18 protein-coding genes and 1 riboswitch are annotated in these 15,379 nt (G+C 71.7%); of the genes, 10 read left to right on the forward strand and 8 right to left on the reverse strand.

What is annotated here, in order from left to right; translation table 11 throughout:
• The first annotated feature begins 97 nt into the window (after positions 1-97).
• Positions 98-1,225, forward strand: a complete 1,128-nt coding sequence (locus tag DBP14_RS30725) for an 8-amino-7-oxononanoate synthase (RefSeq protein ID WP_129310649.1) — start codon at positions 98-100, stop codon at positions 1,223-1,225.
• A gap of 57 nt (positions 1,226-1,282) precedes the next feature.
• Here the strand turns inward: DBP14_RS30725 and DBP14_RS30730 are convergent, their stop codons facing one another.
• Both DBP14_RS30730 and DBP14_RS30735 read right to left on the reverse strand, forming a co-directional pair.
• On the reverse strand, positions 1,283-1,507 hold the full coding sequence (locus DBP14_RS30730; RefSeq protein ID WP_129310651.1) for a DUF397 domain-containing protein: 225 nt from the start codon (positions 1,505-1,507) through the stop codon (positions 1,283-1,285).
• A 10-nt stretch (positions 1,508-1,517) separates the two neighbouring features.
• The gene (locus DBP14_RS30735) at positions 1,518-2,378 is read right to left on the reverse strand and encodes a helix-turn-helix transcriptional regulator (RefSeq protein ID WP_129310653.1); all 861 of its coding nucleotides are present in this window, start codon (positions 2,376-2,378) and stop codon (positions 1,518-1,520) included.
• A gap of 223 nt (positions 2,379-2,601) precedes the next feature.
• Between DBP14_RS30735 and DBP14_RS30740 the strand changes: the two genes are divergently transcribed.
• The gene (locus DBP14_RS30740) at positions 2,602-3,060 is read left to right on the forward strand and encodes an ATP-binding protein (RefSeq protein WP_129310655.1); all 459 of its coding nucleotides are present in this window, start codon (positions 2,602-2,604) and stop codon (positions 3,058-3,060) included.
• 194 nt (positions 3,061-3,254) lie between these two features.
• On the opposite strand, the gene DBP14_RS30745 is transcribed toward DBP14_RS30740, so the two are convergent.
• The 3 genes from DBP14_RS30745 to DBP14_RS30755 form a co-directional block, all read right to left on the reverse strand.
• Complete coding sequence (locus DBP14_RS30745; RefSeq protein ID WP_129310657.1) at positions 3,255-3,728, reverse strand: C40 family peptidase; 474 nt, start codon at positions 3,726-3,728, stop codon at positions 3,255-3,257.
• A gap of 3 nt (positions 3,729-3,731) precedes the next feature.
• Positions 3,732-3,955: riboswitch (cyclic di-AMP (ydaO/yuaA leader) on the reverse strand.
• Between the two features lie 366 nt (positions 3,956-4,321).
• Positions 4,322-4,630 carry a hypothetical protein gene (locus tag DBP14_RS30750; RefSeq protein ID WP_129312164.1) on the reverse strand — a complete coding sequence of 103 codons (309 nt, stop codon included), beginning with the start codon at positions 4,628-4,630 and terminating at the stop codon, positions 4,322-4,324.
• A 7-nt stretch (positions 4,631-4,637) separates the two neighbouring features.
• Complete coding sequence (locus tag DBP14_RS30755) at positions 4,638-5,327, reverse strand: ATP-dependent Clp protease proteolytic subunit (RefSeq protein ID WP_129310658.1); 690 nt, start codon at positions 5,325-5,327, stop codon at positions 4,638-4,640.
• 97 nt (positions 5,328-5,424) lie between these two features.
• Here DBP14_RS30755 and DBP14_RS30760 point away from each other — a divergent pair, with 97 nt between their 5' ends.
• From DBP14_RS30760 to DBP14_RS30795, 8 genes are all read left to right on the forward strand, one after another.
• Complete coding sequence (locus DBP14_RS30760) at positions 5,425-5,703, forward strand: type II toxin-antitoxin system Phd/YefM family antitoxin (protein WP_129310660.1); 279 nt, start codon at positions 5,425-5,427, stop codon at positions 5,701-5,703.
• Positions 5,704-6,004: 301 nt separating this feature from the next.
• The gene (locus tag DBP14_RS30765) at positions 6,005-6,307 is read left to right on the forward strand and encodes an urease subunit gamma (protein ID WP_129310662.1); all 303 of its coding nucleotides are present in this window, start codon (positions 6,005-6,007) and stop codon (positions 6,305-6,307) included.
• A gap of 10 nt (positions 6,308-6,317) precedes the next feature.
• Positions 6,318-6,629, forward strand: a complete 312-nt coding sequence (locus DBP14_RS30770; RefSeq protein WP_129310664.1) for an urease subunit beta — start codon at positions 6,318-6,320, stop codon at positions 6,627-6,629.
• Positions 6,622-8,343 (forward strand): urease subunit alpha, encoded by a 1,722-nt coding sequence (locus tag DBP14_RS30775; RefSeq protein ID WP_129310666.1) that lies wholly within the window; start codon positions 6,622-6,624, stop codon positions 8,341-8,343. Before DBP14_RS30770 ends, DBP14_RS30775 begins: the two co-directional genes overlap by 8 nt.
• Entirely contained in the window at positions 8,343-9,029 is a 687-nt protein-coding gene (locus tag DBP14_RS30780) for an urease accessory UreF family protein (RefSeq protein WP_129310668.1), read from the forward strand. Before DBP14_RS30775 ends, DBP14_RS30780 begins: the two co-directional genes overlap by 1 nt.
• Before the next feature lie 170 nt (positions 9,030-9,199).
• Positions 9,200-9,877 carry an urease accessory protein UreG gene (gene ureG / locus DBP14_RS30785; protein WP_129310670.1) on the forward strand — a complete coding sequence of 226 codons (678 nt, stop codon included), beginning with the start codon at positions 9,200-9,202 and terminating at the stop codon, positions 9,875-9,877.
• Complete coding sequence (locus tag DBP14_RS30790; RefSeq protein ID WP_129312165.1) at positions 9,874-10,635, forward strand: urease accessory protein UreD; 762 nt, start codon at positions 9,874-9,876, stop codon at positions 10,633-10,635. The genes ureG and DBP14_RS30790 overlap by 4 nt, the downstream gene beginning before the upstream one ends.
• Positions 10,636-10,749: 114 nt before the next feature.
• Positions 10,750-12,375, forward strand: a complete 1,626-nt coding sequence (locus tag DBP14_RS30795; RefSeq protein ID WP_129310672.1) for an alpha/beta hydrolase — start codon at positions 10,750-10,752, stop codon at positions 12,373-12,375.
• Positions 12,376-12,442: 67 nt separating this feature from the next.
• Here the strand turns inward: DBP14_RS30795 and DBP14_RS30800 are convergent, their stop codons facing one another.
• The 3 genes from DBP14_RS30800 to DBP14_RS30810 form a co-directional block, all read right to left on the reverse strand.
• Positions 12,443-13,198, reverse strand: coding sequence for a lysophospholipid acyltransferase family protein (locus DBP14_RS30800; RefSeq protein ID WP_129310674.1), 756 nt, complete (start codon positions 13,196-13,198; stop codon positions 12,443-12,445).
• 114 nt (positions 13,199-13,312) lie between these two features.
• Positions 13,313-14,344 carry a hypothetical protein gene (locus tag DBP14_RS30805; RefSeq protein WP_129310676.1) on the reverse strand — a complete coding sequence of 344 codons (1,032 nt, stop codon included), beginning with the start codon at positions 14,342-14,344 and terminating at the stop codon, positions 13,313-13,315.
• A complete protein-coding gene (locus DBP14_RS30810) occupies positions 14,341-15,330 on the reverse strand; it encodes a phosphatidylinositol-specific phospholipase C domain-containing protein (RefSeq protein ID WP_164992438.1) in 990 nt (329 codons plus the stop codon). Before DBP14_RS30810 ends, DBP14_RS30805 begins: the two co-directional genes overlap by 4 nt.
• Positions 15,331-15,379 lie beyond the last annotated feature (49 nt).

Raw genomic sequence — 15,379 nt, forward strand, 5'->3', positions numbered from 1 at the left:
CAACAGAGATGCTTCGACGTGTGGGTATTGCCACACCCTGGGTGCCTGCCCGTGCCGCTAGTGTCTGTCCGCTACCTACAAAAGCCCCGGAGGACCCATGGCGTTCGGCTGGATCGACGAGCAGGCGGAGGCGCGGCGCCGGGCCGGTCTCGTACGGACCCTGCGCCCGCGCCCCGCCGACTCGCCGCTGCTGGACCTGGCGAGCAACGACTACCTGGGCCTCGCCCACCACCCCGAGGTCGCCGACGGGGCGGCAGCGGCCGCTCGGACCTGGGGCGGCGGCTCCACCGGCTCCCGGCTGGTCACCGGCACCACCGAGCTGCACACCGAGCTGGAGCGCGAGCTGGCGGACTTCTGCGGCTTCGAGGCGGCGCTGGTCTTCTCCTCCGGCTACGCGGCCAACCTGGCCGCGGTCACCGCGCTCGGCCCGCACGGCTCCCTGATCGTCTCCGACGCGGGCAATCACGCCTCGCTCATCGACGGCTGCCGGCTCGCCCGGGGCACCACCCAGGTGGTCGGGCACGCCGACCCCGAGGCCGTGCGCAAGGCGCTGGGCACGCACGACGGCGCGGCGATCGCCGTATCCGACACGGTGTTCTCGGTGGACGGCGACCAGGCGCCGCTGGCCGCGCTGGCCGACGCGTGCCGGGAGTACGGCGCCGGCCTGGTCGTGGACGACGCCCATGGACTCGGCGTGCTGGGCGACGGCGGCCGGGGCGCGCCGCAGGCGGCCGGGCTCGCGGGCGCGGACGACGTGGTCGTCACGGCCACCCTGTCCAAGTCGCTGGGCAGCCAGGGTGGCGTGGTGCTCGGTCCGGCCCGGGTGATCGGCCACCTGGTCAACGCGGCTCGCACCTTCATCTTCGACACCGGCCTCGCCCCGGCGGCGGCCGGCGCCGCCCTGGCGGCCCTGCGGCTGCTGCGCCGCGAGCCGGAGCGGGCCGCGCGGGCCCGCGAAGTCGCCGCGGAACTGCACGCACGGCTGACCGCCGCGGGTCTGGAGGCGGTACGTCCGGACGCCGCGGTGGTCTCCGTGCGGGCCCCGTCCCCGGAGCAGGCCGTGCGCTGGGCGGCGGACTGCCGTACGGCCGGGCTGGCCGTGGGCTGTTTCCGTCCTCCCTCCGTGCCCGACGGCATCTCACGGCTCAGGCTGACCGCCCGCGCGGACCTGTCCGGGGCCGAGATCGAACGCGCTGTACGAGTGATCGGCGAGACTCGACCATGAGTCGGCGTGACACGGCCGGGCGTCGCACGAGTGCCGACGGGGTTTCGTAGGGGCCGGTCAGTGGAGCGTGGTCAGGAAGCCCGCCCAGCTCTCCGGGGAGAAGAGCAGCGCGGGTCCGGCGGGACGCTTGGAGTCGCGCACGGCGAGCAGTCCGGCCCCGCGGCCGGAGTGCGGCCGGGCCGTCTCCACGCAGTTGTTCGCGCCCGTGCTGTAGCTGCTGCGCAGCCATCGCACGCCGTGCAGATCGGTGCTGGAAGGGACGTTCCGAGGCAGTGCGGTCATGGTGCCTCCTCTACGCGCCGTCACCTATCGCGGTGATGTAATCCACCGAGTCCTCGGGTGAAAGGGCGTGGATCCGAAGGGTGTTGAAGGCCTCCCCATACGCCTGGAGGTCTTCTTTCCGTTCCAGATAGAGGCTACTCGTCAACTGGTCCAGAACAACCACGTCCAGATCAGAAGTGCTCGGAAAGGAGAAGATAACGAAAGGGCCGGTGAGGCCGACATGCGCCCCGGTCGCGAACGGCAGTACCTGGAGCCTGACTTGGGGCAACTGCGCCGCCTCCGCCAGCCGCTTCAGCTGACGGGCCATCACCTCTGGTCCGCCCACCTCGCGCCGGAGCACCGCCTCGTCCAGCACCGCGCTCAGCCGCAGCGGGGGATCCGAGCGCAGCACGTCCTGCCGGGCCAGGCGCACCTCCACCAGCGCGTCCAGCCGCTCCTCGTCCAGGCCCTCCACCGCGGACCGGGTCACCGCGCGGGCGTACTCGGGGGTCTGCAGCAGCCCCGGCACCACCGTGGTCTCCAGGGTGCGCATGCCGCTCGCCTGCGACTCCAGGCTGATGAAGTCCCGGTAGGCCGGGGGCAGGATCCCCCGGTAGGCGTGCCACCAGCGGTGCCGGGCGCTCGCGTGCTCCGACCCCGCCAACCCCAGAAGTAACTCGCGCAGTTGCCCGTCGTCGACCCCGTAGGTGTCGAGGAGTAACCGCACATCGGCCGGTTTCACCCCGCTGGCGCCGGTCTCGATACGGCTCACCTTCGACTGGTGCCAGCCCACCAGGCGGGCCGCGTCACCACTCGTGAGCCCCGCCCCGGTGCGCAGCGCGCGCAGTTCGGCGCCCAGTTTGCGGCGCCGCACCGCGGGACCGTTCTGCATGGGCTCCTCCTCACTCGCCATTACTCCTTACGGGCCGCCCAAATACGCTCTGCCGTCGCAGAGTTCACCGCATCGAGCGACAGATATATGCATATCTTGGTGGATCGCTCCCCGTGACCGGTCCGGTGGTGGCAGTCTGACGAGGAAGCACCAGTCCGGGACCGTACTCGAACCAGCCGCTCCTTGTCGGACCGCGGCCCCGGGGGAAAGGGACGACGTCGCCATGGCAGACCACCTGGAAGCATCCGTCACTCTGCCGAGCGATCCCGCCTCGGTCTCCGCGGCCCGCGCCTACGTGCTGGGCACCCTCGCGGAGTGGGGCCTGCCGTCGGACACCGACGCGGCCGACACCGTGCGGCTCATCGTCTCCGAACTGGCCACCAACGCCGTACAGCACACCTTCGGGCAGTCACCCACGTTCACGGTGGACCTCGCCCTGGACCGTGACGAGGACCTGCGCATCGGCGTCACGGACAGTCACCCGCGCTTCCCGAAGAGACTCCCGGCGGCCGTCCAGCAGGACAACGGCCGCGGCATGGTCATCATCCGCTGGCTCACCGCCGAGTGCGGCGGCAGGCTCCGGGTCCGGCCCACGCGCGAGGGCGGCAAGACGGTGCTGATCGAACTGCCCTGGACGGCCCCCGCGGAACCGGTACCGGCCGCGGGCCAGCAGGAAACCTAGGGCGGGCCGGCGGGCGCTAAGGGCCGGCGGTATAGCACGCGCGTGCCCCCCGTCCGGGAGAGCGGGCGCGTGGCCCCGCCCGGGAGAGCACGGGCGCGGCCCCCCCGACAGGGAGAGCGGGCGCGTGGCCCCCGCCCGGGAGAGCACGGGCGCGGCCCCCTCCGGAGCCGCGCCGCTCACCGCATGGAGCCGGGTCAGCTGACCCGGCCGTACCAGACGTGGTTCGTCCAGAGTTTCTCCAGCTTCACCACTTCCCCCGTCCTCGGTGCGTGCCAGATCTTTCCCTTCCCGGCGTAGATGCCGACGTGGTAGACGCTGGATCCATAGTGAAAGAACACCAGGTCGCCCGGTTTTCGGTGGTCGGCCGAGACGTGGTGCGTCCGGTTGTACTGCTGCGCCGCCGTGCGGGGCAGCTTCTTGCCCGCCTTCTTGAACGAGTACAGCGTGAGCCCGGAGCAGTCGAACCTGCGCGGCCCGGTGGCCCCCCACTGGTACGGGGAGCCCTTCTTGGACGCCGCGACCCGGAGGGCCTTCGTCGCCATGGTGGCGGCCGAGGCGTCGGCGGACAGACCCGGCGCCACGATGGTGCCGCCCACGGCGGCGAGGGTGAGGGCAGAGGCCGTACCGGCACGTGCCATCAGCGACGGGACACGATTGAGCGCAGTCATGCGCAACCCTTCGTCAGCCGCCTGTGAAGGATGACCTGTCGGATTCGGGCTGGCGAAGTTGCCCGGTCGCGTTCTCGCGACTTCACCCCAAGGGCTGCGCGGCACATCCGCCCGTCTGCGACGAACGTCCGTGCCGGCGACCCGTCTTGCTCGGGTCCTCCACTCCTGCCGATCCACTCCTGTCGACCGGTCGTCCGGGCGGCGGCAGGACTCGGCGTCCGCCCGGACCGCCCCGCCGCTGCGGCGGGGGCTTGTCGTCAGTCAGGGATCTTCACTCACACGTGTCCGAAAATCCCAACGGAACCGCCCCTTTGTGGCGTTACTCACCACTCGCCCGTTCGGGTGGACTTCACTGTGTTCGAGACATCGTCAGGTGCCGTACGCGGCCCCGGACCTGGCCCAAAACCTTCGGCTGCGCCGAACGGCCCAATTCGGCGCGCAAGCCGGCCGACCCTCGAAAAAGACAGTAAAAATGCTGAAAATACGCCGGACGTGGGTCCGTCGTTCGGGCCGTTTCAACTCCGGCCCGAACGACGTGCCGAGGGGAGCTGCGGGACGGATCCGCCGAGCCTGGCATCGGCCGGCGGGACCGGTCAGCCCGGCCCGCCGGGCGGCAGGATGAGGCGTGCGGTGCGCCGCTCGCCGTCCAGCACGCGCATCGCCCGCGCCAGGGTCTCCCCGTGCGGTTCCGTCTCGCCGCGCCGGTGCATCAGGGCGAGCGCGTCCCGCAACTCCTCCGCCTTGCGCACCAGGGCCTGAGCGGCTCGCAGAGCGCGGTAGGTGTCGGCGTCCCGGGCCGGATTGACGCGGCCCAGCAGGTCGACCACGTCCAGGTACCGGTCGACCAGCTCACCCTCCGCGCGCGTCAGCGCGGGCAGAGGCGGGAGTTCCTCGGGCAGCACCGGCGGCTCACCGCGCGCCCGGAGTGCCCGGAGCACCCGGTGCGCCCGGAGCGGTCGGATCGCCCGGCGTACCCGGAACGGTCGGCGCGGCCCCGCGCCGCGGTACGACGCCGTCCACCAGGCCGTACTCCACGGCCGCCGGGGCGTCCAGCACGAGCACCCGTTCCAGATCGTCGCGGACCCGCTCCGCGCCGCGCCCGGTGTGCCGGGCGAGCAGTTCCTCCATCAGCGCGCGCACCCGGGCCAACTCCTCCGCCTGGATGGCCAGATCGCTCGGCATGCCCGTCACCGGCTCGGACAGGGAGGGCTGTTCGAGCACGATGCGCGCGCCCGGCAGAGCGAACCGTTTCCCCGGTGTCCCCGCCGCGAGCAGTACCGCCGCGGCCGAGGCGGCCTGCCCGAGGCAGTAGGTGGCCACGTCGCAACTGACGTACCGCATCGTGTCGTAGACGGCTGTCATCGCGCTGTGCGAGCCGCCCGGGCAGTTCAGGTACAGCGAGATGTCCCGGTCCGGGGCGGCGTGTTCGAGCTGCATGAACTGTGCCGTCACATCGATGGCGGCCGTGTCGTCGAGGTGGGTGCCGAGGAAGACGATCCGCTCGTCGAACAGCTTCGAGTACGGATCGAGCGTGCGGTGACCGGAGCGGGTGCGCTCGGTGAATTCGGGCAGGACGTGGCGGGCGGACGGTCGGGACATGCGTGTACCCCTCCTCGCGGCCGGGCCTCCGTCGGCCCCGCGGCTGTAAAAAATGTACAGGACGTACGCAACGTACGTGACGCGATAGGATGGGGGCATGGCCTACGAGATTCCGGTGACGCAAGCCAGGGCCGAGCTGGCCGACCTGATCAACCGGGTGGTGTACGGCGATGAGCGCGTCGTCGTCACACGGCACGGCAAGCCGCTCGTCGCGCTCGTCTCGGCCGCCGATCTCGAACGGCTGGACGCGCTCGACGAGCCGGCCGAGGAGCAGGTGATCAGCTCGGTGTCCGGGGTCCACGAGGTCAGGCCCGCCGCCCCGGAACGCCAGAGGTTCGGGATCGCCGCCGAGCACCGGGGACCTGGCGTGTCCTGAACGGGGCACGGGGCACGGGGTGCGAGGGGCGTGGCGTCGTCGGCGTACGTGCCGTCAATTCCCGTACCCGCGCCGCCTGTCCGGTATGGGCGAACCCAAGTCGCGGTCATCCGCCGCTCAAAGCCTGGTTAACGTCGTTGAAACTCCGGCGCCTTAGTCTGCCGATCCACGTCACCAGGGGTTTTTCTGCCCGGGTTGCCCCCGCTCGGGCAGTTTGTCTGTGTGTTACACCTGTCCCCGTCGCGGTGGCTGCGGCAACCGGACCCCGCACGGTCCGGAGCAAGGACCTGTGAGGTGGGACGTGCAACTATCTCCGCACGAGCAAGAGAGGCTGCTCATCCATGTGGCGGCCGACGTGGCCGAGAAGCGCCGGGCCCGCGGGCTCCGGCTCAACCACCCCGAAGCGGTCGCCCTCATCACATCGCACGTCCTGGAAGGCGCCCGTGACGGCCGTACCGTCGCCGAGCTGATGTCGTCCGGCCGCAAGGTCCTCATCCGCGACGAGGTCATGGACGGCGTCCCCGAGATGATCCACGACGTGCAGGTCGAGGCCACCTTCCCGGACGGCACCAAGCTCGTGACCGTCCACGACCCGATCGTCTGAGGGGGCCGCCGTGATTCCCGGAGAGCTGCTCTTCGCCGACGACCCCGTCCACTGCAACGAGGGCCGCGAGGTGACCAGCCTGACCGTCCTGAACGCCGCCGACCGGCCGGTTCAGGTCGGCTCCCACTACCACTTCGCCGAGGCCAACCCCGGCCTGGAGTTCGACCGAGCAGCCGCGCGCGGCAAGCGGCTGAACGTGGCCGCCGGCACCGCCGTACGCTTCGAGCCCGGCGTCCCCGTCGAAGTGGAACTCGTGCCCCTCGCCGGCGCCCGGATCGTGCCCGGACTGCGCGGGGAGACCGGAGGCGCGCTCGATGCCTGAGGTCTCCCGCGCCGCCTACGCCGACCTGTTCGGCCCCACCACCGGCGACCGGATCCGGCTCGCCGACACCGATCTGCTGATCGAGATCGAGGAGGACCGCGCCGGCGGCCCCGGCGGCAGCGGCGACGAGGCCGTCTTCGGCGGCGGCAAGGTCATCCGCGAGTCCATGGGCCAGTCCCGGGCCACCCGCGCCGACGGCACCCCCGACACCGTCGTCACCGGCGTCGTCATCGTCGACCACTGGGGCATCGTCAAGGCCGACGTCGGCATCCGGGACGGCCTGATCACCGGCATCGGCAAGGCCGGCAACCCGGACACCATGGACGGCGTCCACCCCGACCTCGTCATCGGACCCGAGACCGAGATCATCGCGGGCAACGGGCGGATCCTCACCGCCGGCGCCATCGACGCGCACGTGCACTTCATCTGCCCGCAGGTCGCCGACGAGGCTCTCGCCTCCGGCATCACCACGCTCGTCGGCGGCGGCACCGGACCGGCCGAGGGGTCCAAGGCGACCACGGTCACGCCCGGCCCCTGGCACCTCGCCCGGATGTTCGAGGCGATGGAGGCGTACCCGGTCAACGTCGGATTCCTCGGCAAGGGCAACACCGTCTCCCACGAGGCGATGTTCTCCCAGATCCGCGGCGGCGCCCTCGGCCTGAAGCTGCACGAGGACTGGGGGTCCACCCCGGCCGTCATCGACGCGGCGCTCACCGTCGCGGACCGGACCGGCGTCCAGGTCGCCATCCACACGGACACCCTCAACGAGGCCGGCTTCGTCGGCGACACCCTCGCGGCGATCGCCGGCCGGAGCATCCACTCGTACCACACCGAGGGCGCCGGCGGCGGGCACGCACCCGACATCATGACCGTGGTCTCCGAGCCGCACGTGCTGCCCAGCTCGACCAACCCGACCCGCCCGTTCACCGTCAACACCGTCGAGGAACACCTCGACATGCTGATGGTCTGCCACCACCTCAACCCGGCCGTCCCCGAGGACCTCGCGTTCGCCGAGTCCCGGATCCGGCCGTCCACCATCGGCGCCGAGGACGTCCTGCACGACCTCGGGGCGATCTCGATCATCTCCTCCGACTCCCAGGCCATGGGCCGCGTCGGCGAGGTGATCATGCGGACCTGGCAGACCGCCCACGTCATGAAGGGCAGGCGCGGCGCTTTGCCGGGCGACACCCGCGCCGACAACCACCGGGTACGGCGCTACGTCGCCAAGTACACGATCAACCCGGCCCTCGCCCAGGGCCTCGCCGGCCGGATCGGTTCGGTCGAGACCGGCAAGCTCGCCGACCTGGTGCTGTGGGAGCCCGCCTTCTTCGGGGTCAAGCCGCTCCTCGTGCTCAAGGGCGGCCAGATCGCCTACGCGCAGATGGGCGACGCCAACGCGTCGATCCCCACGCCGCAACCGGTGCTGCCCCGCCCGATGTTCGGCGCGATCGGCCGCGCGCCGGCCTCGAACTCGGTGAACTTCGTGGCACCGTCGGCGATCGAGGACGGGCTGCCGGAACGCCTTCGGCTCGGCAGGCGGTTCGTGGCGATCGAGTCCACCCGCACGGTCGGCAAGGCCGACATGCGGGAGAACGACGCCCGCCCGGACGTGCGCGTCGACCCCGACAGTTTCGCCGTGCGCATCGACGGCGAACTCGTCGAGGCCACTCCGGCCGTCGAACTTCCCATGGCCCAGCGGTACTTCCTCTTCTGATGGCCGCCTCTACGTCACGGGCGGCGCTGCTCGTCCTGGCCGACGGCCGGTTTCCCGCCGGGGGACACGCCCACTCCGGCGGGGCGGAGGCCGCGGTCAAGGCGGGCCGGATCACCTCGGCCGCGAGCCTGGAGGCGTTCTGCCGAGGGCGGCTGCACACCGCGGGGCTGGTGGCGGGGGCGCTGGCGGCCGCCGCCGCGCTGGGGTGCGATCCGCGGGAGCTGGACGCGGCGGCGGACGCGCGGACGCCCTCACCGGCGTTGCGGAGTGCCGCGCGGCGGCTCGGGCGGCAGTTGACGCGGGCGGCGCGGGCGAGCTGGCCTTCGGCCGGACTCGATGCTCTGGCGGGGGAGTTCCCCAAGGGGGCTCATCAGCCGGTGGTGCTGGGGGTGGCCGCGCGGGCGGCGGGGCTCGGGGCGGAGGATGCCGCGTACTGCGCGGTGTACGAGAGCGTGAGTGGGGCGGCGAGCGCTGTGGTGCGGTTGCTGAGCCTCGATCCGTTCGATGCGAGTGGGGTGTTGGCGCGGTTGGCGCCGGAGATGGACGGGGTCGTGGAGGGGGCGGTGTCGGCGGCGCGGCGGGTGGGGGTGGAGGGGGTTGCCGCTCTGCCTGCGGCGTCCGGGCCTCTGCTGGAGGTGGGGGCGCAGTGGCATGCGGGGTGGGGTGTGCGGTTGTTCGCCTCCTGAGGGGGCCGTCCGGGGGTTGCTCGCCCCCGCCGCCCCTTTCCTTCCCGACCTTCGGGGGCTGCGCCCCCGTGCCCCCCTATCGGCCTTCGGCCTCGTCCTCAAACGCCGGACGGGCTGATTTTCCCTCGTCCTCGAACGCCGGACGGGCTTGGTTTCACATGGAGTTCCCTATGCATCTTGATCACCTTCCGCCCGGCGCCGGTGCCGTCAGTGCTGATGCCCGGCGGCCCGACGGGACGCGGCGGGCCATGCGGATCGGGCTCGGGGGGCCCGTGGGGTCCGGGAAGACGGCCACGGTCGCGGCCCTGTGCCGGGCGTTGCGGGACGAGTTGGCGTTGGCCGTCGTGACCAATGACATCTACACCCGGGAGGACGCGGAGTTCCTGCTGCGGGAGGCGGTGCTGCCGCCGGAGCGGATCGCGGCCGTCGAGACCGGGGCGTGCCCGCACACCGCGATCCGGGACGACATCTCCGCCAATCTCGAAGCGGTGGAGGACCTGGAGGACGCGGTCGGGCCGCTGGACCTCGTGCTCGTGGAGTCGGGCGGGGACAACCTGACCGCGACCTTCTCCAAGGGGCTCGTGGACGCCCAGATCTTCGTGATCGACGTGGCCGGCGGCGACGACATCCCGCGCAAGGGCGGGCCGGGCGTCACCACCGCCGACCTGCTCGTCGTCAACAAGACCGATCTCGCGCCGTACGTCGGCTCCGACCTGGCCCGGATGGCCGCCGACGCCGAGGCGCAGCGGGCCGGACTCCCGGTCGTCTTCCAGTCGTTGCGCGCGGACAGCGGAGTCGCGGACGTGGCCGGCTGGGTGCGGGAGCGGCTCGCCGCGTGGGCGGCGTGAGGGCGGCCGGGGTCCGGGCGAGCGCCCGGGTCGTCGCGCGGTCCGACGGGCGCGGCGGTACGGCCCTGCCCGTGCTGGACGGCGAGGGGCCCCTGGCGCTCCGCCGCACCCGGGCGGCCGGCGGCGAGGCACGGGTCATGCTGGTCGGCGCGATGAGCGGCCCGCTGGGCGGCGACCACTTCTCGCTGGCGGCCCGGGTGGAGGCGGGCGCCCGGCTGTACGTCGGCTCGGCCGCCGCCACCCTCGCCCTGCCCGGGCAGACTCCGGACGCGGCGCGCTACGACGTACGGCTCGACGTGGCCGACGGCGCCGAACTGCACTGGCTGCCCGAGCAGTTGATCTCGGCCCATGGCAGCGACCTGTACGTCGGCACGCGGGCCGACCTCGCCCCCGGGGCCCGGCTCGTGCTGCGCGAGGAGCAGGTGCTGGGGCGGGCGGGCGAGGAACCGGGCCGGCTGACGAGTCGGCTGACGGTGCGGGTCGGCGGGAGGACCGTGCTGGACCAGGAACTCGCGTGCGGGCCGGGCGCGCCGGGCGGCTGGGACGGGCCGGCCGTGCTCGCCGGACACCGCGCGCTGGGACAACTGGTCGTCGTGCGGCCGGAATTCGCCGCACGTCCGGTGGACGCGAGGATGCTGGGGGAGGAGGCCGCCCTGATGCCCCTCGCCGGGCCCGCCGCCCTGGTCACCGCCGTCGCCGCGGACGCGCTGCTGCTGCGCCGACGGCTGGACGAGGCGCTGGCGCTGCTGGACCCGTAGCCCGCCCGGTCAGTCCGCTCAACGAGACCCCGCTCTCCGGTTATCGGATTGGCAAAGAACCGGTGCGGACCCCTGTGCGTGGGCTGTGCACGGCTGACAGTGTCTCGCCTGACCATGTACAGCCAATGGAGGGGGCAGGCCGACTTGAGGCACACCGTTGCGAAGAGCCGCTTGGGGGCGCTCGGTTCAGCCGGGGCGCTCGTCACCGCGACCCTGATAGCCGGGACGGTCTCGGCACCCGCCGCCGTCGCCGAGGCACGGCACGGCACGGGCGGTGCGGGCCACGGCGTCGAGATCGCCGCCGCCCGTGCCGCGAAGAAGGGCATCGACTGGCAGGCCTGCCCCGACGACTGGGGACTCGCCAAGCCGATCCAGTGCGGCTGGGTCACCGTGCCCGTGGACTACGCACGCCCGTACGGCAAGCAGATCAGGCTCGCCGTCGACCGCGCCGGAAGCACCGGCACCCCCCAGGAGCGGCAGGGCGCTCTCGTCTACAACCCGGGCGGCCCCGGCGGCTCGGGCCTGAGCTTCCCGCGCAGGGTCACCGGCAAGAGCGCCCTGTGGACGAAGGTGGCCAAGGCCTACGACTTCGTCGGCTTCGACCCGCGCGGCGTCGGCCACTCGGCGCCCATCTCCTGCATGGACCCGCAGGAGTTCGTCAAGGCGCCCAAGGCGGACCCGGTGCCCGACACCCGGGCCGACAAGAACGCGCAGCGCAAGCTGGCCCGCGAGTACGCGGAGGGCTGTGGCGAGCGAAGCGGCGCGATGCTGCCGTACATGACCACCCCGAACACCGCCCGCGACCTCGACGTCATCCGGGCCGCCCTCGGTGAGCGCCGGCTCAACTACCTCGGCGTCTCCTACGGCACCTACCTCGGCGCCGTCTACGGCACCCTGTTCCCGGGCCACCTGCGCCGCATGATCGTGGACAGTGTCGTCGACCCCGCGCGCTCCAACATCTGGTACCAGGCCAACCTGAACCAGGACATCGCCTTCGAGGGCCGCTGGAAGGACTGGGAGGACTGGGTCGCGTCCCACGACGCCGACTTCCACCTCGGCACGACCCGCGCCGCCGTCCAGGACAAGTGGCTCCAGCTGCGCGCCACCGCCAAGAAGCACCCCCTCGGCGGCGTCGTCGGTCCCGCCGAGCTGATCTCCTACTTCCAGAGCGCCCCGTACTACGACTCCGCGTGGGTGCCGGTGGCGACCACGTTCAGCAAGTACGTCGCCGGTGACACCGAGGCACTGGTCGACGCGGCCGCCCCCGACCTGTCGGACACGGCCGGCAACATCCGGGCGGAGAACAGCAACGCCGTCTACACGGCCGTGGAGTGCGCCGACGCCCACTGGCCCACCAGCTGGCACAAGTGGGACCGGGACAACACCCGGCTCAACCGGGACTTTCCGTTCATGACATGGGCCAATGCATGGATGAATTTGCCGTGTGCCCACTGGCCCGCCCGGCAGCACACCCCGGTCGAGGTGCGCACCCACCGGGGCCTGCCGCCCGTGCTCATCGTGCAGTCCACGCGTGACGCGGCCACCCCCTACCCGGGCGCCGTCGATCTGCACCGGCGGTTCAAGGGCTCCCGCCTGATCACCGAGGAGGGCGCGGGCTCGCACGGCGTGACCGGCCTGGTCAACCCCTGCATCAACGACCGCGTCGACGCCTACCTGCTCAAGGGCACGCTGGACTCCGCCGACGTGACCTGCGCACCGCACGCGACCCCCGAGCCGTAGCCCGGCCCGGAACCGCACGGCGAGGAGGGGCGGCCGGAACATCGGCCGCCCCTCTGCCGGTGCGGGGTCAGCTTCTCGGCGTCCGCGGGAACCGGCGACCCTTCCCGGACTTGCTCCGCCTCCCGCCCTTGCTCCGCTCCGCCTCCTCCGCCTCCCGCGCCTTGACGACGCCGGCGTACTCGTCGACGTACTCCTGCTCGGACAGCGTGAGGATCGCGTACATGATCTCGTCGGTGATGGCCCGCAGCACCGCCTTCTCGTCCTCCATGCCGGCGTAGCGCGAGAAGTCCAGGGGCTCGCCGAAGCGGATGACGACGGGGTGGATGTTCGGGATCACCTTGCCCGGGGGCTGCGCCTCGAACGTGCCGATCATCGCGCACGGCACGACCGGCACCCCGGCCTTCAGCGCCATCACGGCGACACCGACCTTGCCCTTGTAGAGCCGTCCGTCGTGCGAGCGGGTGCCCTCCGGGTAGATGCCGAGCAACTCGCCCTTGCCGAGTACTCCGAGCCCCTCCCGGATCGCGGCCTGCCCGGCCTCCTTGCCCGAGCGGTCCACCGGGATCTGCCCTGCGCTGCGGAAGAAGAACGCGGTGAGCCGCCCCTTCAGGCCCGGTCCGGTGAAGTACTCGGCCTTGGCGAGGAACGTGATGCGGCGTTTGAGGATCGCCGGCATCAGAAAGTGGTCGGAGAAGGAGAGATGGTTCCCGGCGACGATCGCGGCACCCGACTCCGGCACCCGCTCCAGCCCCTCGATCCGGGGCCGGAAGACCAGCCGGAGGAGAGGACCGAGCAACACGTACTTGAGCAGGTAGTAGAACACGGCTCACCCTTCACTCGTGTCGCCCGCAGCCGAGGCGACGATGCCGATCAGCATGCTCCACGCGGCCTCGGGTTCGTCGGCGCGCACCGGTCGGAGACGCAGGAGCTTGGGATGTTACGGCTTGTAGACGGTGGCGAGCACGATGCTCTGGTTGTTCGGGAGTGCGGTGATGCTGACCGGGTCGGCTGCGATGCCGGCGGAGCCGAAGGGGCCTGCGGGAGGTGCCCAGCCGGTCCAGGTGCCGTTGGGAAAGCGGCCGTTGTGGTAGACGCGGCCGTCGATGCCGACGGCGACCACCTGCGCCGAGCCGGCGTCGTACATGCCCGCGATGCTCACGGAGGTGGCGGTGAACGTCGACGCACCGCCGTACCCGTTCATCCGGGCGAATCCGGTGTACGCGCCGGAGGCCGAACGTATCTGGTGCCAGACCCAGTTCTCCGGGCCGAGCGCGACAAGCTGCGACGAGCCGTCCTGCATGGCGGTGATCGCCAGGTCGTGGGCCTGGAAACCCCGCTCGCCCGCGACCCCGGGCACCTCGCTCCAGTCGCCGAACGTGCCGTCCGGCCCGCGCACGACGAGGTAGAGCAGTCCGTCCGCGTGATTGACGGACAGCACCTGTGTGCTCCCGTCGGACATTCCGGCCAGGGCGACGCCGACGGCTGACCAGTCGGTTCCCGGGCTCCGGCCGGGTACCCGCTGGAACCCGGTGACCGTGCCGTCGGCTCGCCGGGTTTCGAGGTACAGGCCGTGGTCGGGCATGACGGCGGCGATCTGGGTGCTGCCGTCTCGCATGCCGGTCACCGCGACGTTGACGGGTGCCTGGTTCGCCGGGGTGTCCAGGGCCTGCCAGTCGCCCACCGTCCCTGTCGCGTTCTGCGCCGCCGTCCACGTCCCTCCTGCGGTGCCGACCGCGACGATCCGTGCCGTGTTGTCGGGCATGCCGGCGATCGCCTGGTCGTGCAGCGACGTGACGGGCGGTCCGAGAGAGGTGAACACCGGTCGGCCCTCGGCGCCCGGCACGGCGGAGAACCGCCGCCAACTGCCGTCGGGGTTGCGGGTGTTCTTCCACAACTGGTTACGGCTGAGGACGTTGCGTTCGATGATGGCGGCGATGAGCCGGCCGCCGGGCCAGTCCATCTCGATCACGCCGGTGTGGCCGTCATGGTGTTCAGGTAGTCCAGCAGGCGGGGATTCATTCCCTGGCCGCCGCCGTATCCGTTGGCGATGTCGGTGTAGGTGGCGCCGAACGGGGGGCAGCTGGCCGACAGCCCCGTGGAGTCGACGGTGTTCGTCGTGTCGCCGGCCACCTGCTGAAGCCGGGCCTGGATCTCGGACCACCGCGTGTCGAGGTCGCACTCCGTCCAGGGGATGTTCCCGGTGTCGAGGCCGGTGAGGCCGTAGCCGTCGACGCTGTTGCCGAACGAGGCCAGGACGATGTGGCCGCGGACCTCTCCGAGGGCAGGGGTGGCCGCGGTGCCGGTACCGGCGACGGACGGTGCCCAGAAAAGGCCCGGGTAGCGGGCCAGGTAGCCCCTGAAGATGCGGGCCCTGTCGGCCCCTGTCGTGGAGGACGGGTCGTCCGTGCAGTATCCGATGCCGGATCCGTAACCGCATTCCCCAGCCAGTTTCAGCATGATGGTCTCGCCCGGATGGGCGGCGAGAAACGCCCCTGCCTTGGTCAGGACGTCGTCGAAGTTCGCGTGCTCGTAGACGTTCGTGTGGTGGACGGCGAACGCCGTGCCGTTGTCGACGGCCCTGACGCGGATGTCGATCTCACGGATGCCGGCATTCAGCTGGGCGGTGAGCGTGTCGGCGCTGTCGCCGTGGTTCTCCTGGGTTTCCCAGTACCAGGGCGCGATGCCGCTGTGGATCGCGAGGGTGTCGTGCGTGCCGGGGATCGACATCTGCCCCAGCCCGACAGCATCGGGGACCTGGCTCATCCAGTCGGGGTTGCTCACGCTGGTGAGGCTGTTGAGCGCGCCGGACGAGGTACCGGGGGACCAGGGCAGATCGACCGCCGACGCGGACGAGGGCACGGCCAGCAGGCTCAAAAGGCCCGCCGCGACGAGGGCTTGCACAGTTCGTCTCAGCGCGCTGGGCAGGTACCGGCTCGGCCGGGATCTGGCGAACATGAGCTCCTCCTGGGGAAGGAAGGACTGCATCGGCTGCTGACGGGGTGTG

Source organism: Streptomyces sp. L2 (assembly GCF_004124325.1).
Taxonomy (GTDB): domain Bacteria; phylum Actinomycetota; class Actinomycetes; order Streptomycetales; family Streptomycetaceae; genus Streptomyces.